This is a genomic window from Rhizobacter sp. SG703, assembly GCF_012275445.1.
Taxonomy (GTDB): Bacteria; Pseudomonadota; Gammaproteobacteria; order Burkholderiales; family Burkholderiaceae_C; genus Rhizobacter.
The window spans coordinates 412,667-438,586 of the sequence record NZ_JAAZQK010000002.1; the positions used below are offsets into that span (position 1 = coordinate 412,667).

Sequence of the window (25,920 nt, forward strand, 5' to 3'; positions counted from 1 at the left end):
GAGCGCCAGGCCGCTCCCAAGCCGGCCGGCATCCCCTCGGGGGGTCGGCCGATGTACTCGTCGGACGAGGGGCTGTCATGACCCGAAAAGGCATCATCCTGGCCGGCGGCTCCGGCACCCGGCTGCACCCGGCGACGCTCGCGTTGAGCAAGCAGCTGATCCCGGTGTACGACAAGCCGATGATCTACTACCCGCTGAGCGCGCTGCTGCTGGCCGGCATCCGCGAGATCCTGATCATCAGCACGCCGCAGGACACGCCGCGCTTCCAGCAGCTGCTGGGCGACGGCGCGCAGTGGGGCCTGGACCTCAGCTATGCGGTGCAGCCCAGCCCCGACGGCCTCGCGCAGGCCTTCCTGATCGGCGAGGAGTTCCTGGCCGGCGCCCCGAGCGCGCTGGTGCTGGGCGACAACATCTTCTACGGCCACGACCTGGGCACCCGGCTCTCCGATGCGGCCACGCGCACTTCGGGCGCGACGGTGTTCGCCTACCCGGTGACCGACCCGGAGCGTTATGGCGTCGTCGAGTTCAACGACCAGGCACAGGCGATCAGCCTCGAAGAGAAGCCGAAGCAGCCGAAGAGCCGCTATGCGGTGACCGGCCTGTACTTCTACGACGCGCAGGTGGTGCCGTATGCGAAGAGCCTGAAGCCCAGCCCGCGCGGCGAGCTGGAGATCACCGACCTGAACCGGCTCTACCTGGAGGCCGGCACGCTCGAAGTGCAGATCTTCGGCCGCGGCGATGCCTGGCTCGACACCGGCACCCACGATTCGCTGCTGGAGGCGAGCGCCTTCATCCAGACGCTCGAGAAGCGCCAGGGCCTGAAGGCCTGCTGCCCCGAGGAGATCTGCTGGCGCAAGGGCTGGATCACGTCGGCGCAGCTGGAAGCGCTGGCGAAGCCGCTGGCCAAGAGCGGCTACGGGCAGTACCTGCTGCAACTGATGCACGACAAGGTGTTCTGAAGCGATGAAAGTCATCAAGACGGAAATTGCCGATGTGCTGGCGTTCGAGCCGAAGGTGTTCGGCGATGCGCGCGGCTTCTTCATGGAAAGCTACAACGGCCGCGTCTTCGCGGAGGCCGTCGGTCGCGAGACCGTCTTCGTGCAGGACAACCATTCGCGCTCGACACGTGGCGTGCTGCGCGGGCTGCACTTCCAGTACGCGCCGCATGCGCAGGGCAAGCTGGTGCGGGTGACCAGCGGCGCGGTGTTCGACGTCGCGGTCGACATCCGCCGTGCGAGCCCGACCTTCGGCCGCTGGGTGGGGATGGAGCTCAGCGCCGAGAACAACCGGCAGCTGTGGATTCCGCCCGGCCTGGCGCACGGCTTCCTGGTGCTGACGGAGACGGCCGACTTCCTCTACAAGACGACCGAGTACTACGCGCCGAAGGAAGAGGGCTGCGTGCGGTTCGACGACCCGGAGCTCGCGATCGCGTGGCCGGACGTGGGGGCACCGCCCCAGCTGTCGGCCAAGGACGCGTCGGCGCTGCCGCTGTCGAAAGCGAGGCTCGAATGACGAAGGCGATGATTCTGGCGGCCGGCCAGGGCACGCGGGTGCGGCCGCTGACGCGCGACCTGCCGAAGCCGATGGTGCCGATCCTCGGCAAGCCGGTGATGGAGTACCTGATCGAGCACCTGGCACGTTACGGCGTGCGGCAGATCATGGTGAACGTCGCGTTCAACCACCGCAAGATCGAGAGCCATTTCGGCGACGGCCATCGTTGGGGTGTCGAGATCGGCTATTCGTACGAAGGCGCGCGCGAGCACGGCGAGATCGTGCCGAAGCCCTGCGGTTCGGCCGGCGGCATGAAGAAGATCCAGGACTTCTCCGGCTTCTTCGACGAGACGACCATCGTGCTGTGCGGCGATGCGCTGATCGACCTGGACTTCGGCGCGGCGCTGTTCGAGCACCGCAGCAAGGGGGCGCTCGCGAGCGTGGTGACGCTGGACGTGCCGCGCAGCGAGGTGCAGAACTACGGCATCGTGAAGTGCGACAAGGACGGTCGCGTCGAGTCGTTCCAGGAGAAGCCGAAGCCGGACGAGGCGCACAGCACGCTGGCGTCGACCGGCATCTACATCTTCGAGCCGTCGGTGCTCGACCTGGTGCCGAGCAACACGGTGTTCGACATCGGCAGCCAGCTGTTCCCGCTGATGGTGGAGCGCCAGCTGCCGTTCTACGCGCAGAGCCGTTTCTTCAACTGGATCGACATCGGCCGCGTCAGCGACTACTGGAGCGTGCTGCAGCGGGTGCTGCGCGGCGAGGTGGCGCAGATGGACATGCCGGGCCGCGAGGTGCGCCCGGGCGTGTGGGTCGGGCTGAACACGCGGGTGCCGTGGGACGAGGTGACGATCAACGGGCCGGTGTACATCGGCTCGGGCGTCGAGATCGAGCCGGGCGTGACGATCCAGGGGCCGACGTGGATCGGCACCGGCAGCCACCTGAGGCGCAACTCGACGCTCGCGCGCAGCGTGCTGTTCGAGTACACGCGCATCGGCGAAGGCCAGACCTTCAGCGACATGATCGTCGCGCCGCTGTATTGCGTGGATCGCAAGGGGAAGACGTTCTACCAGGGGGACGAGGAGTGCACGCTGCGGTGGTCTGACGCACGGGCTTGATTCGCGCTTCGGCGCGGTCGCGGGGGGTGAGGGATGGGCTGGGCTGGGGGCTCATGCCGGGGCGGTCGGCCTGGCGGCCGACTCCACTGCGAAGATCGGCTTCGGGGATGCATCGGCAAACTCCCTCCGCTCACTTCGTTCGCTGTGGTCAAACAGTGCCGATGAGTCAGTCCACGAAGCGCGCTGGCGCGCGCCATCCCCAAAGCCGATCTTCTCCGTCACCCCAGAAATCGCCCCCAGCCCAGCCCATCCCTCACCCCCGCTCGACACCAGCCGCTCTTGTTGGGGGAAAAGATTGAAGTGACCGACGAGCATGCGAGCGCTGGCGCGCTCGTCGATCACTTCAATCTTTTCCCCCCAAAACACAGCGGCGGTGCCGCAAAGGCGCGGGTGGGGAGGCTGTGGCGCGCCAATCAGGAGGGGGCGCCGGAGCTGGCTGGCTTCATGGCCCGCGTGCGCAGCACGCTTCGTGGACTGACTGTCGCCGACTGTTTGACCACAGCGAACGAAGTGAGCGGAGGGAGTTTCGGCGACGGGCCATGAAGCCAGTCAGCGGAGGGAAGTCCTTGGCCCCGCCAGGGGCCGAGGACCGCCCCCGACGGCGCGCCACAGCCTCCCCACCCGCGCCTTTGCCAACACCGACAGCAGCAAAAAGGCCCCGCAGTTTGCGCTGCGGGGCCTTTTGAATTCAGCCTCGGAGAGGCCGAAAACTCAGTCTTGCGGACGACGGCGGCGCGACACGAACACGATCGCGCCCAGGCCGGCCAGCAGCATCGCGTACGTCGCCGGTTCCGGAACGGCCGTGACGGTGATGTTCTGCAGCGCCAGGCTGAACTTCTGCGGGTACACGCCCAGCAGCGCGAAGATCAGGAAGCTGTCGCCGCCTGCCTTCGTCACGAACGAGTACGTGTTCCAGCCGGTCGTCTTCGTCGAATCCGACAGTTGGTCGAACGTGCCCGGGCCCTTCGCGCTGTCGAACAGGAAAGCGAAGTCGAGCGTGCGGTCCAGCGGACCACCCGTCTTCTGCGCTTCATATTCGAAGCTCACGTTGTACATCCCGGGCGCGAGGTTATCGAACACCTCGTAGCAGAAGCTCTGACCCAGTTTGCTCTTCAGCGGATCGTCGCAGCTCTCGCTGCTGGCGAATGCCGACCCGGTCGCGAACGTCATCGCGGTGAGGGCCAGTGAAACAAGGAACTTCTTCATTGAATACCTCCTGGTGATTAGGTGCTTTCCCCTATGCAAGACACACGCCACTTTCAAGGCCCATCCCCAGTTTGAGGGGGTAGATCGCGGCGCACGGGGTACAAGGCAGCTTGCGTGCCCACGCAGCAACACGACAAATGCGGCTTCGACTTGCAAAAGAAGCCGAATTTGCTGCAGCAACTACCATCCGGCACGCCAAGCTTGCCGATTTCCACCCTGTATCTCTTCGTTACTGCCTGCAAGAAGCTGCAAACTGCCTTCAAATGGACACATCAGCATGGTCCATGCCTGCGCACGGCTCCCCGTCATGGTGCGATGCAGCATGCATTCAGGGCGCACGGCCCGCGCCCCTCTTCCATCCGACAAGGCGTCGGATCAGCGAACGCTGACCTGGCCCGAACAGCTCGCGGTGGTCGCGCTGTAGGGGTAGGTGATCGTGATGTTGTCGCCGACGATCTGACGGCGTTCATGGCCGACGTTGCAGGCGAACTGCAGGCTGCGCAGCGGTTGCCACGCGATGCCGAGGCCGTAGGTGACGGTGTTGTCCTCCCCTTCGGCCGGCGCGGTCACGCCGTTGGCGATGAAGGCGTTGTCCAGCTTGCGGCGGGTGTAGCCGCCTTGCGCGGTCAGCTGGATCTTCGCGGTCGCGTCCCAGCGCCCTTTCAGCTGCAGGCTGTGGCTCACCCGGGTGTCGCTCGAATCGATCTCGTTGAGCGCAGTGCCGAAGGTGCTGCTGCCGACGCTGCTGTCGCGCGACAGCTGGGTGTCGAAATTCAGCTTGCCGGTGGCCTGCCAGTTCCAGCCGAGCGCGCCGGTCCAGGTGCTCACATCGCGCTGCGACTGCACCGAATGGCTCTCGCGCGTGGCGCTGACGCGCGCGTTCAGCGTGCTCAGGCCGTTCGGTTTGGCGAGCAGGCTCAGGTCGACGTCATTGCGGCGGAAGGTGTCGGGCTCGATGCCGAATTTCGGGAATCGACCCTCGGTGTGCCGGCCGCCCAGCCGCACGCTCAGCGCGTCGGCATCGGCCCAGCGCACGCCGGCATTCACCGTCTGCTGGCGCACATCGCGGTTGCTGAATTCCTCGGCCGAATAGCGGCTCTGGTTGCCGGCCCAGCCGCCTTCCAGCGTCCACGCGGTGACGACACCGACGCGCACCTGCAGCCCGGCGCCGGTCGTGCGCAGCTGGTTCTTGCCGGTGAAGCGGTTCTGGCTGTCGAGGTCGTAGCGGTACAGGCTGCTGCGCTGCTCGGCCGTCAGCTCGCCCGACACGCGCTCGATCGTCGACCAGTCGAGCCGCGCCGACAGCCGGTGGTCGGTGTTGTTCAGCTGCGTGTTGTTCTTGTAGCGGTTGACGTTGGCCTCGAGCCCGGCACTGAAGCGCTGGCGACCGAACGGCTGGTCGATCGCAGCCCGAATGCCGGTCGACGAGATCCCGTCGCGCGCCGCCGGCTCGCCATCGGGCGCGCGGAACAGGTTGTTGTCGGCCGAGAGGGCCTGGCTGAACCCGAACACATACGGATCGGATTCGTCGCCCGCATGGGCAACGCCGGCCAGACCGCTCAGGACAACGACAGCAAAGGAAGAACGACGACGCATAGGTACCCCGCACGACAGAGAAGGATCAAGCAACGCCCGCGGAACCGGCTCCGCCGGGCCGCCGGGTGGCGCCCGCTGGGGGCCGAGCCCGGACGCAAACAGTCCTGGGGACTGTTTGCGCCTGGCGAGGGGCTCGGCCTGCGGCCCGGCGCGGCCTGCAAGGCAGGAGGAGCGCAGCGACGAGCGGGGGGCCCACATCAATATGCGTTGCGGTCGAACAAGACCAGGCGAACCGTGCGCACGATGATCATCAGGTCGAGCCCGAGCGACCAGTTGCGCAGGTATTCGAGGTCGTACTCGACGCGCGCGGCCATCTTGTCCAGCGTATCGGTCTCGCCGCGGAACCCGTTCACCTGCGCCCAGCCGGTGATGCCCGGGCGCACCTTGTGGCGCACCATGTAGGCCTGGATCATCTTGCGGTACTGCTCGTTGTGCGCCACCGCATGCGGGCGCGGCCCGACGATGCTCATGCGGCCCTGCAGCACGTTGATCAGCTGCGGCAACTCGTCGAGCGAGGTCTTGCGGATGAACGCGCCGAACGGCGTGATGCGCGCATCGCCGCGCGTGGCCTGCTTGACCACCGCGCCGTTGTCCTGCGTCGTCATCGAGCGGAACTTGTAGACCTCGATCTCTTCGCCATCGAGCCCGTTGCGCTTCTGGCGGAAGATCACCGGCCCCGGCGAACTCATCTTCACGCCGATCGCGAGCGCCACCATCACCGGCGAGATCAGCAGCAGGATCAGCGACGCGATCACGATGTCGCTGAAGCGCTTCACCAGGTCGTTGGTGCCGGTGAACGGCGACTCCAGCAGGCTCACCACCGGCACGCCAGCCATGTCCTGCAGGCGCCCCTGGATCACGCTGACGCCGAACACGTCGGGCGCGTAGTACACCGACGCGGTCGTGTCCTGCAGCGACGCCAGCAGGTTGACGATGCGCGGCTGCGAGGTCAGCGGCAGCGTGATGTAGACATCGCGCACACCGTGGCGGCGCACCCAGTCGGCCAGGTCCTCGAAGCGGCCCTTCACATGCTCGCGGGTGTCGGGGTGCAGCCGGTCGGGCGCGCGGTCCTCGAAGAAGCCGACGAAGTCCTGGCCGAACGAGCGCCGTGCCTTCAACGACTCCAGCACCTTCGCGCCCAGCGGCCCGGCGCCCACCACGACCGCAGTGCGGCGGTACTCCGGCCGCAACGCCAGGCGACGCAGCACCTCCTTGCCCAGGCGCACGGCGAGCCATTGCACGACCGGCGTCAGCCCGGCCCACCAGGCCAGCACCCGCCATTCGAAGAACTTCAGGCTGTCGGTCGCGTAGCCGCACAGCACCAGGATGCCGAGCAGCGCGATCCACGCACTGAGGATGTCGATCGCCGCGTTGAGGCTGCGGTCCTTGAAGCGATTGACGCCGGGAAAGCTGAGCACCAGCACCAGCATGCACAGCGTCAGCGCCGGCCGCTCGACCGGCTCGTCGAACACGCTGCTGACGCCGAGATAGCAGAGCACCGTCAACAACGGCTCCATCACCGCGGCGATGAAGGACGTGACGGATGGCGGCGCACCGAGGAACAACTGCCTATGGCTGCGTTCTTCGAACATGGGAAGGGCCCGTTGAAAGTTTCACGGAAGCCCTCACGCAGGAGGCGTGCCAACGTGGCAGGCCGCTGTAACTGAATTTCTCTCGCAGCGCCAGAGGGTGAACACCGGCGCCGGTCTGTCAGAAAGACCGGCCGCTGTCACGGTTGGACACAGGCGATCGGTAGATTCGACAGGCTTTTATCCGACACACGTCCGGTTCTTACCGGTTCGCTTCGCCTCGTAGAGTGCCTCGTCGGCGCGTTCGAGCGCAGCCTCGATCGGCTCGCCCTGGCGGTACAGCGTGACGCCGGCCGAGAACGTGACGAAGACCTGCTGCTCCTCGTGCATGAACAGCCCGCCGCTCAGCGAGCGCTGCAAACGGGTCAGGATCTGCTCGCCTTCCTGCACCGGGGTGTCGGGGAGCAGCACGACGAACTCCTCGCCGCCGTAGCGCGCGACCAGGTCGGTCGGCCGCAGCGCCTTGCTGACCACCGCGGCCAGCGACTTGAGCGCGGTGTCGCCGGCCGCATGGCCCAGCTCGTCGTTCAGGCGCTTGAAGTTGTCGACGTCCAGCAGGCCGATCGACAGCTCGGTCTGGCCGCGTTCCATGCGCGCCCGTTCGGCATCGAAGGCCTGCATCAGCCCACGCCGGTTGGCGATCTGCGTCAGCTGGTCGGTCGAGACTTCTTCCGACAGGCGGCGCAGCTCGCCCTCGAGTTCGGCCACCCGCTCGGACAGCCCGACCGCCTTCGCATGCTCCGACTCCAGCCGGCCCTGCGCCTGGCTGACCAGCGACTGCACGGTGCGGCTCTCCTCGACCATCTCGCGCACGACGCCGGCCAGGCTCTCGAGCGAATCGGCCTTCTCGATGGTGTCGGCATAGCGGCCGACGCTTTCGTGGAAACGGCCGGTGTGCTGGCCCAGTTCGCCCAGTTCGCTGAGCATGCGGTTGATCAGCAGCTTCAGCGCATCGCGGGCGCGCGCCCGGTCTTCGCGCAGCTGGTGCTGGCGCTCGCGGGTGTGGCCCAGCAGCTCGCTGACCGAGCGCACGCTGCGCGCGGTCAGCCCGCTGTCGATCTGCAGCTTCATCGCGTCGACCTGGCCGCGCGCCCAGCTGTCGTCCTCGGCCAGTTCGGCCAGGCTCGCGGTGAGCTCCTGGCACAGGCCGCTCAGCTGGTCGACGAAGTGGTGGCGGTGCTGCAGCATGCGGCGCGCGCGCTCGCACAGCGCGTCGAACTCGTCGGCCTGCAGCGGTGTCGGGCTCGGTTCTTCAAGACGGGCCAGCAGTTCGGCCAGCTGGCGCGACAGGTCGGCGCTCGGCGCCGGCGGCGGCGGCAGCGCGAGCTGCACGGTGCCGCTCAGGCCGTCGGCGACGCGGCGCCACAGCGGGAAGGCCGTGTCGGCATCGGCGGCCGCCGGCTCGCCCGGCGACGTCGCCGACGCCGCAGGCAGCGGCAGCCCATCGAGCGGCGCCGGGTGTGTCAGGCTGTCGTCGGCATCGACCATGTCGTCGAGCGTGTCGCTCTCCCAGCTGCCCACCAGCTGCCCGAGCCGCTGCTGCAGGCGCTGCAGGTCGCTGCGGCTGCTGGACAGCACGCGCTGCAGGCTGTCCTTCTTGCGCGCCGCGGTCCAGTTGCGCCCGCCGCGCTCGATGCCGCGGGCGATGCGCTCGATCAGCGCAGCCAGCGCGGCCGCCTGGGCGGCGTTGTCGGCGGCCGACAGCGGCGCCGCGGCAGCCTGCGCACGCGCCGGGGTCGGCTGGATGCCGGATTCGAGCTGGTAGGCGCGCGCGTAGTTCTCGGGCGTCGGCTCCAGCTTGTCGACCACGAGCCGGCGCAGCGCGGCCTTGGCCAGCACGGCAGGCGTCTGCGGCGCCGAGGGTTTGGTGTCCATCGATCAGGTCAGGGCAAAAGGGAAACGGCAGGGAGCGGCACGGAACGCGTGCCGGTCATTTGGGGGTGTAGCGGCTCGGCCGCGGCTCCAGGCTGGCACGGATCGAGTCGGTCAGCTCGTCGCCGTCGTCGGCGTCGACGATCCACGGCGCCTTGCGCGGCAGCACCGTCTGCTGCAGCCACTGGTCGAGCGCCTCGGGCGCGAGCGCCTTGCTGAACAGGAAGCCCTGCATCATGCCGCAGCCCAGCCGGTGCAGCACTTCCATCTGGCGCATGTTCTCGACGCCTTCGGCCACCACGCGCAGGCCGAGCGAGCGGGCCAGCGCGATGATCGCGGTGACCACCGCCGAGCTCTGCGGCGTCATGCCGAGGTCGCGCACGAACGAGCGGTCGATCTTCAGTTCGCTGATCGGCAGCGTGGTCAGGTAGGCAAGCGACGAGTAGCCGGTGCCGAAGTCGTCGATCGAGATCTCGACGCCGATCTCGTTGAGCCGGTGCAGCGTCGGGATCACGTTCTGCAGGTCCTTCATCAGGCCGGTCTCGGTGATCTCCAGCTCGATCGCATGGTGCGGCACGCCGTACGCGGTGACGGCCTGGTGGATGTGCTCGACCAGGTCGGTGCGCTCGAACAGCCGGTTCGGCAGGTTCACCGCGATCGAGTCGGCGAAGCCGAAGCTGTCCTGCCAGATCCGGGCCTGGCGCGCGGCCTCGCGGATCGCCCACTCGCTGAGCGGGATGATCAGGCCGGTTTCCTCGGCCAGCGGGATGAAGTCGCCCGGCGGCACCAGCGTGCCGCCGCGCTGCCAGCGCATCAGCGCCTCGGCCCCCACCATGCGCGCGCCGCGCACGTCGACCTTCGGCTGGTAGTGCAGCACCAGCTCGTTGCGCTCGATGGCCTTGTGCAGCGCGCTTTCGAGCTCGAGCTTCTCGCGGCCCTTCCCGGCCAGCGCCGGCCGGTACAGCAGCGCGGCATTGCGGCCCTGAGCCTTGACCGAATACATCGCGACGTCGGAGTTGCGCATCAGGTCGGCCACCGACTGGCCGTCGCGCGGGAACATCGCGATGCCGACGCTCGCCGTCACGAAGCACTCCTGGCCGCCGACGAAGATCGGCTCGCGCATCACGTCGAGCACGCGCGCGGCGACCCGCTCGGCATCGCTTTCGTCGGACACCTCGGGCAGCAGCGCGACGAATTCGTCGCCGCCCAGCCGGCCGACGGCCTCGAGCGTGCGGTGCGAGCGCGAGCCCATCGACTCGACGGCGCTCTCCATCACCTGGTCGGAGTGGCGCACGCACGAGCGCAGCCGGCGCGACACTTCCATCAGCAGTTCGTCGCCGGCGCCATGGCCCAGCGTGTCGTTGATGACCTTGAAGCGGTCGAGGTCGATCAGCAGCAGCCCGACCGGGTGGTTCAGCCGGCGCGCATGCTCGAGCGCGCGCTCGGTGCGCCAGATCAGCTGGCGGCGGTTCGGCAGCCCGGTCAGCGCGTCGAAGTTGGCCAGGTGGCGGATCTTGTCCTCGGCCATGCGCCGGTCGGTCACGTCCTGGACGATGCCGGTGTAGCCCGACAGGTTGCCGTGCTCGTTGAATTCGGGCTCGGCCTCGACGTGGATGATGCGCTGGCGGGCATCGGGCAGCGTGACCGGGATGTCGGTCGCGAGCACCGAGCTGTGGCGGATCACCTCGTTCAGGATGGTCACGAAACCGTTGCGGTCTTCGTTCGGCACCATGCGCAGCAGCGCCCGCATGCTCGGCGTGTCGCCCGGGCCGAGGCCGAACACCCGCAGCCCCTCGACCGAGAACAGCGGGTTGCCGTGGCCGCGGTGCCAGTCGAAGCTGCCCATGCGCGCGAGGTCCTGCGCGCGCGCGAGCTTCGACTTGCTGCGCTCCAGCTCCTGGCGGGTGCGCGACGAGCGCAGCAGGTAGCGCAAGCGGCCGGCCAGCAGGCTCCAGTGCGTCGACTTGACGAAGAAATCGGTGGCGCCGACCTCGTAGGCGCGGGTGATCGACGCATCGTCGTCCAGCCCGGTCAGCATCAGCACCGGCATCGATTCGAAGCCGGGCAGCGCGCGCAGCTCGCGGCAGGTCTCGAAACCGTCGAGGCCGGGCATCAGCGCATCGAGCACCACCACGTCGGGCGACCAGTCGGCCAGGATCTGGATCGCCCGCTCGCCGCTGGTCGCCTCGGTGATCGCGAAGCCGCGCTCGCGCAGCGCGATCGCGGTGAGCAGCAGGTTGACCTCGTCATCGTCCACCAGCAGCACGCGGGGCTGGCCGAGCAGATCGTCGTCCGTCAGCGGCGCGCTTGAGCTCATCGAGTCAGCGGCCCAGCAAGCGGCGGGTGGCGGCCACGACGATGACCACCTCGGCCTGCAAGGCCACGATGCGGTCGTCCATGCCCTGCGTCGCCTCGCGGCGAACCATGGTTTCGATTTCTGCGCAAATTTGAGACATCTTGAGGGCCCCGATGCTCGCGGAAGACGACTTCAGCGTGTGTACCACGTGGCGGATGCCCGTCAAGTCGTGAGACGCCTGAGCATCCTGCAATTGGGGGAGGAGCCGTTCGAGGGAGGTATCGAAGGCCTTCATGACCCGCTCGATCAGGTGGTTCTCGCCGCTCGGGTCGAGTTCGCGCAGGCGGTCGAGGGCACCGGCGTCGAGCACGCCGTCGTCGGCGGCGGGCACGGGCACCGCCGCCGCGGAGGCGGCAGGGGAGGCGGCCGTGCCGCCGGCGGCCGCGCTGTCGGGGTCCACGGGTGCTGCAGGGCGCAAACGTTTTGAAAGCATGGCGAGCAGTTGGCTTTGGCGGAATGGCTTGGACAGATAGTCGTCGAAACCGAGTTCGAGGAAGCGTTCTTCGTCACCTCCCAGGGCATTGGCCGTCACGGCGATCACCGGCGTTTCGGTCGGCGTGAGGAAATCGAACCGCCCCGACCGGCTGCGTCGGAACCAGTTCAACGCCTCGACGCCGTCCATGCCGGGCATCTGGATGTCCATCAGCACGAGGTCGAAGCGCCGCTCGCACAACGCCTTCAGGCCCTCCAGCGCCGAAGCGCTGACCTGGACCTGGCACCCCAGCGCCCTCAGCATCTGACCGATGACCTCCTGGTTGACCGGATTGTCTTCGATGACAAGGATCTGTGCGTTCAGCCGGGGCGTCAAGCGCGTCGCGTCGACCCGCTGGCTGGAGATGCCCAGGATCGCCTGGCGCAGCTCGGCCTTGCGCACCGGTTTCGCGACGAAGCGGTCGAAGCCGGCGCGGTGCGCCGCCCGCACGTCGTCCGGCGAGGACACCGATGACAGCAGGATCATCTTCATGCCGCGGCCCGGGCGTTCCGGACCGAGCGCCTGCAGCGCATGGGCCAGCCCCATGCCGTCGAGGCGCGGCATGTGCATGTCGACCAGCGCCAGGTCGAAGCGCGGATCGATCGGCGTCGCGCCCGACAGGATCGCCAGCGCCTGCCGGCCGTCCTCGGCCAGCACCACCTGCATACCCCAGGCGCCCAGCATGTTGTCGAGCACGGTGCGGTTGGTCTCGTGGTCCTCGACCACCAGCACGCGCAGCGCCGGCATCTGCGTCGGCTCCAGCCCTGCCGAGGTGGTGTCGCCGCCGGCGCTCTCGGCATGCGCCATCGGCATGCTGAAGATGAAGCGCGAGCCGATGCCCGGCGCGCTCTGCACCTCGATGTCGCCGCCCATCAGTTCGACCAGCTGCTTCGAGATCGCGAGGCCCAGCCCGGTGCCGCCGTAGCGCCGCGACATGCCGCCGTGCGCCTGCGTGAACGCGCTGAACAGCCGCGGCAGCACGTCGTCCTCGATGCCGATGCCGGTGTCGCGCACCTCGAACTCCAGCCACAGCGCGCGGTCGGCCGACTGTGCCGGCATCGGCATGCGCACGTCGACGACGATCTCGCCGGCTTCGGTGAACTTGATCGCATTGGCCACCAGGTTGGTCAGCACCTGGCGCAGCCGCAGCGGGTCGCCGTGCACGTGGCTCGGCATGCCTGGCTCCTCGCGGAAGCTCAGCTCCAGGCCCTTCTCGTGCGCCCGCGGCGCGAGCAGCTCCAGCGTGTCCTCGACCACCGAGCGCAGCGAGAAATCGACCGGCGCGAGCTCCAGCCGCCCGGCCTCGATCTTCGAGAAGTCGAGGATGTCGTTGATGATCTCCAGCAGTGCCTCGCCGGAGCGGTACACCGCCTGCGCGAAGCGCTTCTGCCGGTCGTTCAGCGCGGTGCCCAGCAGCAGCTCGGTCATCCCGAGGATGCCGTTCATCGGCGTGCGGATCTCGTGGCTCATGTTGGCCATGAACTGGCTCTTGGCCTGGCTCGCGGCCTCGGCGGTGTCGCGCGCGCGCTTCAGCTCGTTCTCGCGCTCCAGCTCCTCGGTGACGTCGGACACCAGGCCGTAGACGCGCAGCTCGCCGTCGGGCATGCGGCGCGAGCGGGTGCGCGAACGCAGCCAGCGCATGCCCTTCACCGGGTGCTGGATGCGCACGCGGATGTCGGCCGGCTGCAGCTGTTCTTCGAGCTCGCGGCGGGCGAGCAGCAGGTGGCGGTCTTCCGGCAGCACGCGCGACAGGAAGGAATTCGGCGTGCGCTCGAACTCGTCCTGCGGCGTGCCCCAGGTGTCGTAGCTGCTCTCGCTCAGGAAGTGGAAACGGTCGCGCGCCGGGTTGGTGACGAACAGGCTGTCTTCCACCGTGTGCGCGAACTCGCGCAACCGGCTCTGCGATTCCTGCAGCTCGCGCTCGGCGCGGCGCTCGCGGGTCACATCGCGCGCCAGCACGATCACCAGGCGCGGCGTGCCGTCGGCGTGGCGCAGCGCGAAGCAGCGGGCGCTGACGATGCGCGGGGCGCCGTCGCCCTCGCCCTGCACTTCGACCTCGCTCTCGACCGTGCCCTGCTCGGCCAGCGCGCGCGTGATCGCGGGTTCGCCGAGTACCGCGATGCCGTTGCCGAAGGCAGCGCGCACCGTCTTGCCCAGCACCTGCTCGCGACCTTTCGCGAACTCGCGTTCGGCATGGGTGTTGATCGCGACGATGCGGCGATCGGCCGCGTTCAGCACGAACAGGCTGGCCGGCAGGTTCTCCATCAGCAGCTGCAGCAGCTCCGGCTCGGCGCTGGCCGGCGCGGGCGTCGTGGGCAGCAGGATCGGGGCAGCCAGTGGAATGGGAACGGTGGCGGGCGGGGGGGTGTCGGCGCGCGCGGCGCGCAGGTCCAGCAGACGCTGCACGGTGTCCAGCACGCGGCGCAGCGCCGCCAGGTCGCGCCGGGCCGGCACGCCGTGCAGCTCCAGCACCGCGGCCGTGCCGTCGCGGCCATGCACCGGCAAGGCCATCACGCTGGCGCCGGAAGCCTGCATCGGCGCGAGGCAGATGCGGCCCTCGGCGACCGCGCGGCCGGTCGCGCTGAGCCGCGGGTGCACGGTGAAGCGGCCGGACTGCGGGTCGTCGTGCTGCGTCCAGGCCTGCAGCTGGGCGGCGTCGCCGGCGACCGACAGCACGCGCAACACCGCATGGCCCTCGGCCTCCAGGCCTTGCGCCAGCAGGCCGGCGGCGGCGTGCAGCGCGTCGGCCAGCGTGTCGGCCTCATCGACCTGGATCGCGACCTGCTGCAGCAGGCCCAGCCAGTCGTCGCCGGCCGGCCCCGTCGGGGCCACCGGCACCGGCGCGGCCGGCGACACGTCCGCCGGCGCAGCCGTCGAAGACTTCAGCGCCTTGCGCGCCTGGCGGGCACCGAACCATTGGGCGAGACGAGACAGCGGAGCAGGCATGGGTCAACGTACTTCCGGGAAAATTGCACAGCCTTGTGGGCCCACCAATGGGGACCCCGCCCAGGGAGCGGGGTCTTCGCAGCACTTTCGGTGCCGCTCCAGCCGACTTGAGGCATCCGACACATTGGAAACCGGGTCGGCCTCCACAATGTCACGGCGCAACCACTCCTTACAATCGATCGGATGAATCTCGAGACCGTGCTGCCGGCCGGACTGCTGCTGCTGGCGGCCCTCGCGACCGGCGCCTGGGCGGCCCGGTCGAGACGGCAGCTGCGCGACGCCGAGCAGGCCCTGCAGCACGAGCGGGCCGAGCGCCAGGCCGTTGCGCAATCGCTCGACTGCTGGCAGTGGCGCAGCGACGTGCAGCACCGGGTCGTGCAGTGGCGCCCGCCGCGCGGCGCGGCGCTGGCCGACTGGGCCGGCGCCGACGACGCGCCGCCGCTGTGGCAGCACTTCCAGGCCAGCGACACGCTGGTGCGCTCGCTGCGTACCGCGATGGACCAGCATGCGCCGCTCAGCGCCACCGCGCTGTGGCGCGCCGGATCGGCCGGCGTGCGCCACCCCTGGTCGCTGCGCGGCGAGCCGCTGCTCGACGCGCAGGGCCGCTTCGCCGGCTATGTCGGCACCGCCCGCGAGCTGACCGACCCGGGCGACCAGCGCCTCGGCGAGTTGCTGCAGGCGCTCGCCGACCCGGTGCTGCGCATCGCCCTGCCGCCGCCGGGCCAGCTGGGCGTGCTGTACGAAACCAACGCGGCCGCCGAACGCTGGCTGCACATCGCCGACCCCACCGCGCTGCCGCCGTGGCCCGAGCTGCTGCAGCGGCTGCCGGCCGGGCTGCGGCCACTGGCCGAGCAGGCCATCTCGCCGTCGCTGCATGCCGATGCCGCCAGCGGCAGCGCCGAGGGCTGGGAGCTGCAGGTGCACCGCCTGTCGCCGGCGCTGCCGCGCGCCGGTGCCGAGCTGCTGCTGATCTTCCACCGCCACGCGCAGGCGGCGGCCGCGGCGACCGCGACACCGGCCGACGAGCAGGAGTCGTTCAGCTACACGGTGTCGCACGACCTGCGCGCGCCGATCCGCGTCGTCGAGGGCTTCACGAAGATCGTCAAGGAAGACTACGGCCGCCTGCTCGACCGCATCGGCAACGACCACCTCGACCGGGTGCTGGGCGCCGCCGCGCGCATGAGCAGCATGATCGATTCGCTGCTGGCGCTGTCGCAGCTGTCGGCGCGGCCGCTGGCGCGCCAGCCGATCAACCTGTCGCAACTGGTGGGCTACATCGTCGACGACCTGCGGCGCGAGTCGCCGCAGCGCCATGTGAAGGTCGACATCGAGCCCGGCCTGCATGCGCAGGGCGACGCGACGCTGCTGCGCGTGGCGCTCGAGAACCTGCTGGGCAACGCGTGGAAATACACCTCGAAGCGCCGCGACGCGCACATCTGGTTCGAGGCCGGCGTGCACGAGGGCCGGCCGGCCTTCACGGTGCGCGACAACGGCGCCGGCTTCGACATGCGCTTCGCCGACCGGCTGTTCGGCGTGTTCCAGCGGCTGCACAGCGCGAACGATTTCCAGGGCACCGGCGTCGGGCTGGCGTCGGTGCGCAGGATCATCCGCCGGCACGGCGGCGACATCTGGGCCGAGGGCGAGGTGGATCGCGGCGCCCGCTTCCAGTTCTGGCTGCCATAGGGACCGGCTCACCACAGCGACGGAACGATTTCGGCCGAGCGGCTCACCCACGGGGCCCATCGCTTCCGTACCGAGTCGTTCATGCATCCCACACGGGGCCGCGCCAACTGCGTCACCTCTGCTCATTCCGGCCCGCCGATTGTCGGGATCGACCCGGCCGCGCTGCCACGAGTCATTCAAGCCATCACCCTGAAGGCCAGCCCGGACGCCTGCGAGCAGTTGATGAACGCGCTCGACGTCCGCGACGAGCACGGCGTGTGCTGGCTCACATCGGCTGCAGACGATGCGCAGGCCCTGCGCGCTGCGCTGGATTCGCTGTTCGGATCTGGCCTGGAGCCGCTTCACAAGCTGCGCATGATGATCTGGGTACTGCGGCATATCAGCGGCGAACCTCATCACCGCGATGCGCTGCGCATGGCCGTCCTGCAGGCGCTGAACCAGACGCAAGACGGCCGCTACCACGCCTACATGGACCTGCTGCTGCCGCAACTCACCTACTTCTCGCGGCGATCGCTGTCGCCCGGCACGCGTTGGTCCCGGCAGGCGCTCGCTGCCGACGAGATCGTTGAACTGCGCAGTGCACTCATCTCGCTCGACGGTCATGCAGGCCCGGGTGCATTCACCGATCTGCTGCAACGCGACTGCGAACGCAGAACGCTGCTGCACCAGGTGCTGGCGAACGGGCAGACCGCGGGACTGGGCCTCGACATCGTCCACCTGCTGCTCGGACGGCACGAGGTCGAGCCGGCTTGCATTCCGCTGCTCGGCCGGCTCCTCGGTGCCAAGTCCCGCGACGGCTGCACGCCGCTGTGGTCAGCCGACTTCTCGGACAAGGACGTGCGCCGGTGTGTCCTGGCCGCGCTGGTGTTGATCATCGATGCCCACACGTTGAGCGTGGCGACGCGCTGCAGCCTGCTGCTGCGTTTCTCGTCGCCACCGCCCAGGCCGCGGAGACAGGCATGGGACCAGGTCGTCTGGTGGATCGCCCAGGCCTTCGAGCATTGTGAAACGGCGACACGGCGGGACACCCTGGTCCTGCGCACGAAGGTTCAGGAGGAATTCTGGTGCCGGGCCCGGCAGCAGGATCGCACGGCGATGCACGAGAACGTCCGCACCGTCGTCGCCGGGCCGGGCATCGGAGGGCCGGCGCGCCGGCTGGTTGCCCCACCGTGCCGGCCATTGATCGACTTCGTGAGCCGCCCCGATGACGCCGGACGCCCACTGCTGTGGCACGCATTCCAGAAGAACACGATGGACGCGGTGGTGAAGTTCGTCGTCGACCTGATGGCCAAGGACGAAGCGAGCATCGGCAGCGCGGACAAGTTTCGCGTGCTCGTGGCCCTGCTGTCACCGGGACCCGACCATTGGCCGGCCAACCCCGCGGCCGCCGTGCAGGCGGTCATCTTCGACGCGTTGAGCGATCGCATCGCCACACCCGAGGCCGCGCTGTTCGCCGACGAACTGTCCGACCTCGCGATGCTGATGCTGCCGCACCAAGGCGCCGACCGCACCGTGTTCGCCCAGTCGCTGGAAGCGGCAGAACCGGAAGACGCACGCCGCATCGTGCGCAAGCTGCTGGACCCGTGCAACGTTCATGTTCCCCGCTACCTGCACAGGCTCGACCGCCAGGGCCAGACCTTGATCCACCTCGCGGTGAAGCATGAGCGCGGCGATGTTCTCGACCTGCTGTTCACGGCCCTGGCCCGTCACCCGCTGCCGCGCTCGCACAAAGTGCGGGTGCTGCAAAAGCTGCTGTTCACGCCGAACGGCGAGGGCTTCGCCGTGTGGCGCGAGGCCTTTCGTTGCGGCAAGGGCGGGATGGCAGACCGGGTGGAGGCGTTGCTGCGGAACTCGCCGATCCTGGACGACAGCCAGACGGCGTGCTGGCTCAGGAAGATGGGCGTACCGTCCGGCCAACCCTGACGCCAGCCTCAGCGCTCGGCCGACCTCGCCAGCAGCTCGACCGCGTCCAGCACTCGCCCGGCCTGCACCGCTAGCGGGTTGCCCTCGCTCGCCGCCAGCCGCTGCAAGCGCTCCAGCGCCTGCCCGCGCGACAGCGAATAGCGGTGCATCAGCACGCCGACAGCCATCGCGACCGGCTGGGCCAGCGCCTCGTGCGCGAGCGCGCCGGCCAGAGGCGCGGGCCCGCCGCTGCGCCGCTCGATCTGTGCGAAGGCCGCTTCGACCGCCGGCACGATCTGGCGGATGTCGAGCGGCTTCACGAGGTAGGCCACCGCGCCCAGCGCGTTCACCTGCGCGACGGTGTCGTCGTCGGAGAAGGCCGACAGGAACATGAACGGCATCTGGCAGTAGTCGCGCAGGTAGACGGCCACGTCGAAGCCGCTCTTGCCTTCCATGCGGATGTCGAGCAGCGCGAGATCGGGGCGGTGCTCGCGTGCCAGCAGGATCGCGTCGTCGCCGTTGTCGGCGTCGATGATGTCGTAGCCGGCCTGCGCGAGCCCGTGCGACAGCGTCGCGAGCACGAGGCGGTCGTCATCGACGACGAGGATCTTGCCTTTGTTCGTCATGGTGGGGTCGGATTGTGGCCGAAAGGCGATCTGTGCGGGGTGGATTGCAAATGTGCGGCGATGAATCGCGCCGGGGCGTTACCAAGCGCACGCATTGATGACTTCGATCTCGACATGCTTCCCACACCAACAAACAGGCCACTCATTCAACCCAGCGACGTGATCGTTCCAGGCCAGCACGACGCTTTGGCGCCGTCCTTCGGCAACCTGGTCGGTTCCCTCGGGATCCCGCTCACCACACAGGAAGCGGACGATCTTCGGCGCGCCCTTGATTCAACCGGAACCCTGACGCTCGACACGTTGCCGCCGGCCACGGTCTGGGCGCTCGATGCCTTGTGGGAAGGGCTGTCGGCGCCAGAAGCCCCCGTCGTGCACGCCATCGTCTTTCCCTGCGGCATGGCGACCGTGCCGGACGGTGTTCGCCGACTGCCTCACCTGACCACCATCACGTTGCCGGACTTCAAGGGGGCCTGCGTACAAGGCGGTCAGTTCAGGCCGTTGTTGATCCGACTCAGCATCAAGCTTCCCACGTTCTCGCTGCACCTCGCGTTGCGCAACTTTGACAGCTTCGAGTTCCTGGATTCGAATCGGCCGGACCACTTGTTCGTCAGTCGACATGATGAAAGAGGTCTGCCGACGGACCAGCATCAGCTGGCCCGCGACGCACGCGGAACCGACACCATCGAATTTGAGCAGGCGTCCCGCGGTGTGCAGCAACGCATGCTGAAGACAGCCAGGAAGGGCCGCGGCATGAACCTTCTTCAACGCGGCGGAACGCTGTCGAAGATCCAACTCCACGAGCTGATTCGCGGCGCAGTGTGCGCGCCCGTAGATCCCAAACGGGGACTTCCGCTGTTCCACGAGGTGCAACAAGGCAGGTATCCCCCAGGAACGCTGAAGCGCCTGGTCGGCATGGTCCTGGCGGCCAAAGACTTGCCAGCGTCCGAAAGGGAACAACTGCTGACGCTCGCAACGATTCGACAGGGTCAGCCGACCGAGGCCGATCGATTGCTGCCCGGCCTGGTGGCCGACATCCTCGACGCCTTGCCCGACGACCAGCTCGACGGCGTCACCGCGTTTGCGCTGCGGCATGCCGGGACCTGGCTGCTGCCACGCGTCGACGGGATCAACCCTGCGCTGCACGACTGGGTTCTGCATGACACAGCCAGATTCGAGGACTTCTTCAAGGCGGTGCTGTCGCAGAATGTCGCCACGGGCTTCTGTGCACTCATGCATCCCGATCCTGCGGGGCGATCGGTGTTCCACGTCGCAGCGGCTGCAGGCTGGACCGACGCAGCGAGCGTGCTGGTCGAGATCATGCTTGCGATGAAATCCCCCGAGCGAATCGGCCAACTGCTCGCCGCGCTGGCCATGACGACGCACGACGGCGACACGCTGGCGTGGCACGCGGCTGCGCGAGGCGAACAGGTCTGCGCAGGCTTGCAGGCGCTTTTTCAACAGCTGCTCGCAGACGCCGGATCCCCCTTCTCGGTCAAGATCGCCTGGTGGGCCGCCCTTCTGCACATCGAACAGCCTCGCGCAGCGGCCGCCGGCATCGTGCGGGCCACCGCCTTCGCGGCTCTGGCGGCCTCGGAGCTCGATCACCGGAGCCGCCGGGTTCTGGAAGTCCTGATCGATTGCCTGACGTGCTGCGACGACAACACCGAAGCGCTGCTGATTCACTCGCAAGCCACGGTCAACGATGACGAACCCGACGAACCGTCTCCCGTGGAATTCCTTTTCATCCTGGCGCAGCGCGCCGGGTCGCAGGTTGATGAAAAGGTGGTCGCGCGCTACCTGTGCGCTCGTGATCGCGCCGGCGCGACCGCACTGCACCGGTGCGCATCGCGCAATCAGAGCAGGGATGTCGACCATTTCGTCACCGGCGCATTGAAGTGCCCGATGCCCCTTGATTTGTCCACGCTGTGGGACGCTCAGGATCATCGCAAGCGAACCGCCTTCTGGGCCGCCATCGATGCGAAGGCCTTGACCGCTGCCGCTGCATTCCTGAACCTGGCCGCGCGTCTCGGCAAGGCGTCGGACAAGCCCGCCCGCGGCTTCGTGCGCTGCATCGAGAAAGGAGTTCGCACGGCGGAACTCGACCGACTCGAAGCGATGGTGTCGACCCGCGACAACGACGGCCGGGGGCTGCTTCACATCCTGGCCGGCAACAATCTGCATGAGGCCCTGAGCTTCGTGACCGATGCGTTGCTGGCCCGCAATTTCCACGAGACCACCTTGGAGCAACTGTGGACGCAAGCCCTGCGGAGTGCCTACTGCGGTCCTTCGCTGCTCGTCGAAGCCATCGCGCATGGCACGGTGCTGAATGGAATGCTGAATCGTTTGATGGCAACGAAGCGGCTGAGCGAAGACCGCAAGCAACGACTGTTGGCCACCTTGCTGAAGATGACCGGAGACACGGTCGATCGAAAGCGGGCCGCGTCGCCGGTCTTGACGGCAGTGAACGCGTCTTCATGCAGCGACGACTGGAAAACGGCCCAGCGGGTGCTGGTCGACATGCTGACCCGCCCCGACACGTCGACGCTTCGGACGCAGCTTCACATCGTGGCCGCGATGAAGTCGGCAGACATCGCCCGACCTCGGCTGAAGGCCTGCTCGAAGCTGTTGCGCAAGGGCGTCGTCTCGCCTGACGCCCTCGCCACCTACCTCGGCGCCCGCAACCAGGACGGCAGGACGGCTTTCGAAGAGGCGGTCCACCATGGCAACCCGGGTGTGCTGGCTGCCTTTCTGGATGTCGCCGCCGCCGACGATCCGCAGAAAGGACCGGCCGTTTTGCTGGCCTTCGTCATCGACAGCTTTGATGCGGCGGATCCGGCCAGACTGCTGGCCGCCGACGGCACCGGTCGCACCCTCATCCAGGCCGTGGTCGATGCAGGCGGCGGCAAAGCGCTCGACCTCCTGATGGCGTGCCTTACGGGTTTGCAGGGGGACACCGACGTGGTGGTCGACTTGCTGGCAACCGCGCTGGCGTCGCGCCCGCAGGGCGACAAGACGCTGTTGTGGCGCCTCGCGCCGTCCGGCCTCGATGCGTTGAGCCCGCTGACCACCGCGCTGGCGGAAACGACAGCGTGGACCTCGTCGCAGAAGGAGGCCCTGTGGACCGCCCTCCTCGGCGACCAGGCCCCGCCCAAGGCAGCCGCCGCAGTACTGAAATGGCTGAAGTCGACGGCAGGCGACCCGTTGCCCGCTTCGATCTCGCCAGCGCTGGACCGGGCCTCGCAGCCCGCACGCCGGCAGGTGCCGCAGGCGCCGCTGCCCGAACTCGCTCCGGCCGCCAGGCACTACCTGGAGAGCCGCCACGTCGACCTGGACCATGTCCTGCATGGCAACATCAATCTGGTCGGCGAAGCTGTCGGCGGCCATGCACTGTTGACGGCCAACCGGAACCGGCTGCGCCTGCGGCCGGGTGCATCCGCCACGGTCCATCCCAACGGGACCTTCACGGTCGACGTCGACATCAAGCGCGCAGGACTGAACCCATGGATTCCGAAGCACGAGTCCTCCACGTTCTTCCCATCGGCATGGACACGCGGCGAAATACACCGCCAGATCGCAAGCGCATTGCGCCACGGCGACGCTTTCGCCACCGGCACCGGCCCCTGGGACGGCGTCTCGAAGTCCGGCATCCTGATGCGCTTCTACCGGGACCCCGACTCTGGCAGGGTCATCTGCTTCCCGCTGTCCGGCTGAGCCCGCGCGACCCCCGGTGGCTTCAGGTCGATCACCGCCACCACGCGCGTCCCCTGCGCCTCGATCGACAACTTCGCGCTGCGCCGCGGCAGCAGCGCCCGCACCAGCCCGAGCCCGGACACCCCGCCGGGGAACTGCGCGAGGCTGAAGCCCTCGCTCAGCCGGCCCTCGTTGCCGATCAAGATCTGCACGCCGTCGTCGCCGCATGCCAGCGTGCAACTCACCGGGGCATCGTCCGGGCTGTGCTTGATCGCATTCGTCAGCAGCTCGTTGACCGTCAGCGCGATCGGGATCGACTCGGCCTCCGGCAACGCCCAGGCTTCCGGCTGCGGCCCCTGCACGTCGAACACGATCGTGCGGCCGAAGGTGCGCTGCACCGAGCCGGTGATCGCCTCCAGCACGCTGCGCACCCGCAGCGGCCCGCTCATGCCGACCTGCAGGCCGTAGACCTGCGCGATCGCCTGCACCTGGCCGACCACCTCGGCCATCACGCCGGCCACCTCGGGCTTGCGGGTCGCGATCTGCTGCAGCAGGCCGGCCACCCCCTGCAGGTTGTTCTTGATGCGGTGGTGCACTTCCTTCACCAGCATCTCGCGCTGCGCGATGGCCGCCTCGAAGCGGGCCTCCTGCGCGGCGCGCTGCTCGGTGACCTCGGTGGCCACCATCAGCAGCTGGTCGGCCGGCAGGCCGTCGGCCGAGAGCGGCAGGTAGCGCGCATCCCACACCTGGACCTGGCCGTCGACCTCGCTGCGGTACTCGCGCTGCGTCACGCGGCCGGCGGCCAGCGCGTCTTCCATGTCGCGGCGGCGTTCGGCGGCGATCTCCGGCGGGAAGATCTGCTCCGGCGTGCGGCCGATCAGCTGCGCCGGCGAGGTCGACGCATTGCGCGCCGCCACCTCGTTGACCTGCAGGATGCGCAGCGTCTGCGCATCGCGCAGCGTGATCGCCAGCGGCGCGGCCTCGATGATGCGCTGTAGCGACGACTGCGCCTCGGCGATGCGCGCCTCGGCCTGGCGGCGGCGCTCGATGTCGAGCAGCGCATAGGTCAGCTGCCGCCCGGTGACGACCGCATTGCCGACCACCCAGAACTCGCGGCCGTCGCGCGCCTTCACGCGGCATTCGAAGGTCTCGGCCCTGCCCTCGACCAGGTCGTCGAGGTACTCGGTGCGCAGGAACGGATGCTCCGGCTCCGGCGTCGCGACAGTGGCCATCGGCTGGCCGACGAAATCCTCCAGGTCGCCGCCGAACATGCGGCGCGCCGAGCGGTTCATCCATTCGATGCCGTCGGTGCCGACGGTGACGATGCCCACCAGCACCGAATCGAGGATCGCACGCGTGCGCTCGGCCTGCAGCGCGACCTCGCTGGCCAGCGCCTCGAGCTCGGCCTGCTGCGCTTTCAGCCGCGTGATGTCGGTCAGCACCGCGATCAGCTCCTGGCCGTCCTCGCCCTCGCCGGCGCGCCGCACCGACAGCGAGCACCAGTGCCGCGGGCGCCCGCGCGTATCGACCGCGATCTCGGTCTCGTGCACCCGGCCCGCCGCCAGCGATTCGTCGATCTGCGCCACCAGCTGCGCCACCTGCGGCTGCGCGGCCAGCAGCTCCTGCAGGCTGCAGCCGGCCACGTCGCCGGCGCGGAAGCCGAGCAGCACCTCGAAGCGCCGGTTGCAGCGCACCAGCAGGTTGCCGCGCAGGTAGGCGATGCCGACGGTGGTGCTCTCGAGGATGGTGGTCAGCTCGCGCAGCAGCATCTCGCTGCGCTGCTGGGTCTGGTGCTGGTCGGTGATGTCGAGCGTGACGACCGAGGTGGTGCGCTTGCCCGACGCGAGCGTCGCCGGCTCGACCCGCGTCAGCAGCCAGCGCAGGCCGTGCTCCGGGTGGCGGATCGCATAGCGCACTTCGGCGCGCTGGGCCAGCCGCAGCGCCTGCTGCAGCTTGTCGTACTCGGGCAGCGATTCGGGCAGCACCACGTCGCGGCGGATCGACTGCAGCGCCGGCGCACCGACCGCCGACTCCGCGGCGCTGCCGAACACCGCGCCGTGCTGCACCCAGCCGGACGATTCCTGGAAGGTCGCGAGGCCGACGCCGGCGGTGTCCATCAGCGCGCCGATCTGCATCTGCGCCAGGTCGCGTTCCTCCTCGACGCTGCGGTCCTCGACGATCGCCATGTAGCGACGCTGGCCGCTGCCGCTCTGGTAGCAGCGCACGACCCCGCGCAGGCGGCGCGGCGTGCCGTCGGGCTGGCCGCCCTGGTCCACCCACGCCTGCGTCTCGACCGGGCTGGAGCCGGGGCGCAGCAGCGCGAGCGGCTTGCCGTCCTGCCAGGCCATCAGCTGCTGGATGCCAGTCGATGCTTCGGACATCAGCACCGGCACGTCGCCCGCCAGCGCCTCGAAGGCCGGGTTGCTGCGCACCAGCAGGCCCTGCTCGTCGAACAGCACCATGCCGACCGGGCTGAGCTCGAACCAGTCGTCGAGTTCGCGCACCGAGCGGTCGGCGCGTTCGCGCGCGATGTGCTCGGCGGTGCTGTCCTGCAGGATGCTGACGGTGCGCGCGCGGCCCTGCGCATCGCTGCCGACGCGCCACGCGGCGCGGAACCAGCGCTCGCGGCCATCGGCATGGATCAGCCGGCGCTGCACCAGCCGGGTGGTGCCGGCCGCGCTCATCTGCTGGCGGTAGGCGCGGTTGAGCGCGCGGTCCTCGGGCGGCTGGAGATCGAGCGGGTCGTGGCCGACCAGCTGCTCGCGCGTGAAGCCGGTGAACTCGAGGTAGGCGTCGTTGGCGTCGATCAGCTTGAAGTGCTCGTCCTGCAGCGTGACGGGGAACGGCGCGTCCCAGAACATCGTGCCCATGTCGGGCATGGCCGGCGGCGGGGCGGCGTCGGCTGCAGGTGCCGGCTCGGGTGCCGGCGCGGCCATCGCCGCGGCCAGGCGCAGCGCGTGGCGGTCGGCGTCGAGCGGCACCAGCGCGACGCCGAAGCGGCGGCCGTCGTTCAAGGTGATGGCGTCCGGAAGCTGCGCCGGCGTGCCGCCGGCCAGCGCATGCGTCGCGGCGAGCACCAACGGCTCGCCAAGCACCGGCGCGAGCTGCGCCAGTTGCCGCGCCGGCTCGCCGGCGATCAGCCGCAGCGCCGCCGTGTTGGCGAAGACGACGCGCGCGCTGCGGTCCAGCACCAGCACGGCGTCGGACAGCACGTCGAGGAGTTGGCGCAGGGCCTGGGGATCGAACATCGGGGGGCGCAGCACAGGGCAGCGCGCAGTGTACCCAGCGGATGCCGGGGAACCAGGCATCAGCCGGTCGAAGGAACCGAAGAAGGGGTGCCGTTACTCACACCGGGTCAAGCACACGGGAG

General features: G+C 68.9%; 14 protein-coding genes and 1 pseudogene. 7 read left to right on the top strand and 8 right to left on the bottom strand.

Annotated features, from left to right (window positions below; all coding sequences use genetic code 11):
- The first annotated feature begins 77 nt into the window (after positions 1-77).
- The 4 genes from rfbA (at position 78) to FHT26_RS04900 (ending at position 3,155) form a co-directional block, all read left to right on the top strand.
- Complete coding sequence (gene rfbA / locus FHT26_RS04885; RefSeq protein ID WP_168559034.1) at positions 78-959, top strand: glucose-1-phosphate thymidylyltransferase RfbA; 882 nt, start codon at positions 78-80, stop codon at positions 957-959.
- A 4-nt stretch (positions 960-963) separates the two neighbouring features.
- Positions 964-1,512 (top strand): dTDP-4-dehydrorhamnose 3,5-epimerase, encoded by a 549-nt coding sequence (rfbC, locus tag FHT26_RS04890; protein ID WP_168559035.1) that lies wholly within the window; start codon positions 964-966, stop codon positions 1,510-1,512.
- An 8-nt stretch (positions 1,513-1,520) separates the two neighbouring features.
- Entirely contained in the window at positions 1,521-2,612 is a 1,092-nt protein-coding gene (locus tag FHT26_RS04895; protein WP_210427266.1) for a nucleotidyltransferase family protein, read from the top strand.
- 300 nt (positions 2,613-2,912) lie between these two features.
- The gene (locus tag FHT26_RS04900; protein ID WP_168559037.1) at positions 2,913-3,155 is read left to right on the top strand and encodes a hypothetical protein; all 243 of its coding nucleotides are present in this window, start codon (positions 2,913-2,915) and stop codon (positions 3,153-3,155) included.
- 168 nt (positions 3,156-3,323) lie between these two features.
- On the opposite strand, the pseudogene FHT26_RS30585 reads toward FHT26_RS04900, so the two are convergent.
- From FHT26_RS30585 to FHT26_RS04930, 6 genes and pseudogenes are all read right to left on the bottom strand, one after another.
- A pseudogene (locus FHT26_RS30585) lies at positions 3,324-3,437 on the bottom strand (PEP-CTERM sorting domain-containing protein); the annotation flags it as partial.
- A gap of 756 nt (positions 3,438-4,193) precedes the next feature.
- Positions 4,194-5,330: a porin family protein gene (locus FHT26_RS04910; RefSeq protein WP_168559039.1), complete on the bottom strand. Its 1,137-nt coding sequence runs from the start codon at positions 5,328-5,330 to the stop codon at positions 4,194-4,196.
- A 281-nt stretch (positions 5,331-5,611) separates the two neighbouring features.
- A complete protein-coding gene (locus tag FHT26_RS04915; protein ID WP_168559040.1) occupies positions 5,612-7,006 on the bottom strand; it encodes an undecaprenyl-phosphate glucose phosphotransferase in 1,395 nt (464 codons plus the stop codon).
- 177 nt (positions 7,007-7,183) lie between these two features.
- Positions 7,184-8,878: a sensor domain-containing diguanylate cyclase gene (locus tag FHT26_RS04920; RefSeq protein ID WP_168559041.1), complete on the bottom strand. Its 1,695-nt coding sequence runs from the start codon at positions 8,876-8,878 to the stop codon at positions 7,184-7,186.
- A gap of 55 nt (positions 8,879-8,933) precedes the next feature.
- Positions 8,934-11,192: a putative bifunctional diguanylate cyclase/phosphodiesterase gene (locus tag FHT26_RS04925; RefSeq protein WP_168559042.1), complete on the bottom strand. Its 2,259-nt coding sequence runs from the start codon at positions 11,190-11,192 to the stop codon at positions 8,934-8,936.
- Positions 11,193-11,196: 4 nt separating this feature from the next.
- Entirely contained in the window at positions 11,197-14,649 is a 3,453-nt protein-coding gene (locus FHT26_RS04930) for a PAS domain-containing hybrid sensor histidine kinase/response regulator (protein ID WP_168559043.1), read from the bottom strand.
- Positions 14,650-14,832: 183 nt separating this feature from the next.
- On the opposite strand from FHT26_RS04930, the gene FHT26_RS04935 reads away from it, so the two are divergent.
- Both FHT26_RS04935 and FHT26_RS04940 read left to right on the top strand, forming a co-directional pair.
- On the top strand, positions 14,833-16,332 hold the full coding sequence (locus tag FHT26_RS04935) for a sensor histidine kinase (RefSeq protein ID WP_168559044.1): 1,500 nt from the start codon (positions 14,833-14,835) through the stop codon (positions 16,330-16,332).
- Positions 16,333-16,413: 81 nt separating this feature from the next.
- Positions 16,414-18,255, top strand: a complete 1,842-nt coding sequence (locus FHT26_RS04940) for a hypothetical protein (protein WP_168559045.1) — start codon at positions 16,414-16,416, stop codon at positions 18,253-18,255.
- 8 nt (positions 18,256-18,263) lie between these two features.
- On the opposite strand, the gene FHT26_RS04945 is transcribed toward FHT26_RS04940, so the two are convergent.
- Positions 18,264-18,860 (bottom strand): response regulator, encoded by a 597-nt coding sequence (locus FHT26_RS04945; RefSeq protein ID WP_168559046.1) that lies wholly within the window; start codon positions 18,858-18,860, stop codon positions 18,264-18,266.
- Positions 18,861-18,920: 60 nt separating this feature from the next.
- On the opposite strand from FHT26_RS04945, the gene FHT26_RS04950 reads away from it, so the two are divergent.
- On the top strand, positions 18,921-22,571 hold the full coding sequence (locus tag FHT26_RS04950) for an EndoU domain-containing protein (protein WP_168559047.1): 3,651 nt from the start codon (positions 18,921-18,923) through the stop codon (positions 22,569-22,571).
- Here FHT26_RS04950 and FHT26_RS04955 read toward each other — a convergent pair.
- Positions 22,520-25,798: a PAS domain S-box protein gene (locus FHT26_RS04955; protein WP_168559048.1), complete on the bottom strand. Its 3,279-nt coding sequence runs from the start codon at positions 25,796-25,798 to the stop codon at positions 22,520-22,522. The genes FHT26_RS04950 and FHT26_RS04955 overlap by 52 nt on opposite strands.
- Positions 25,799-25,920 lie beyond the last annotated feature (122 nt).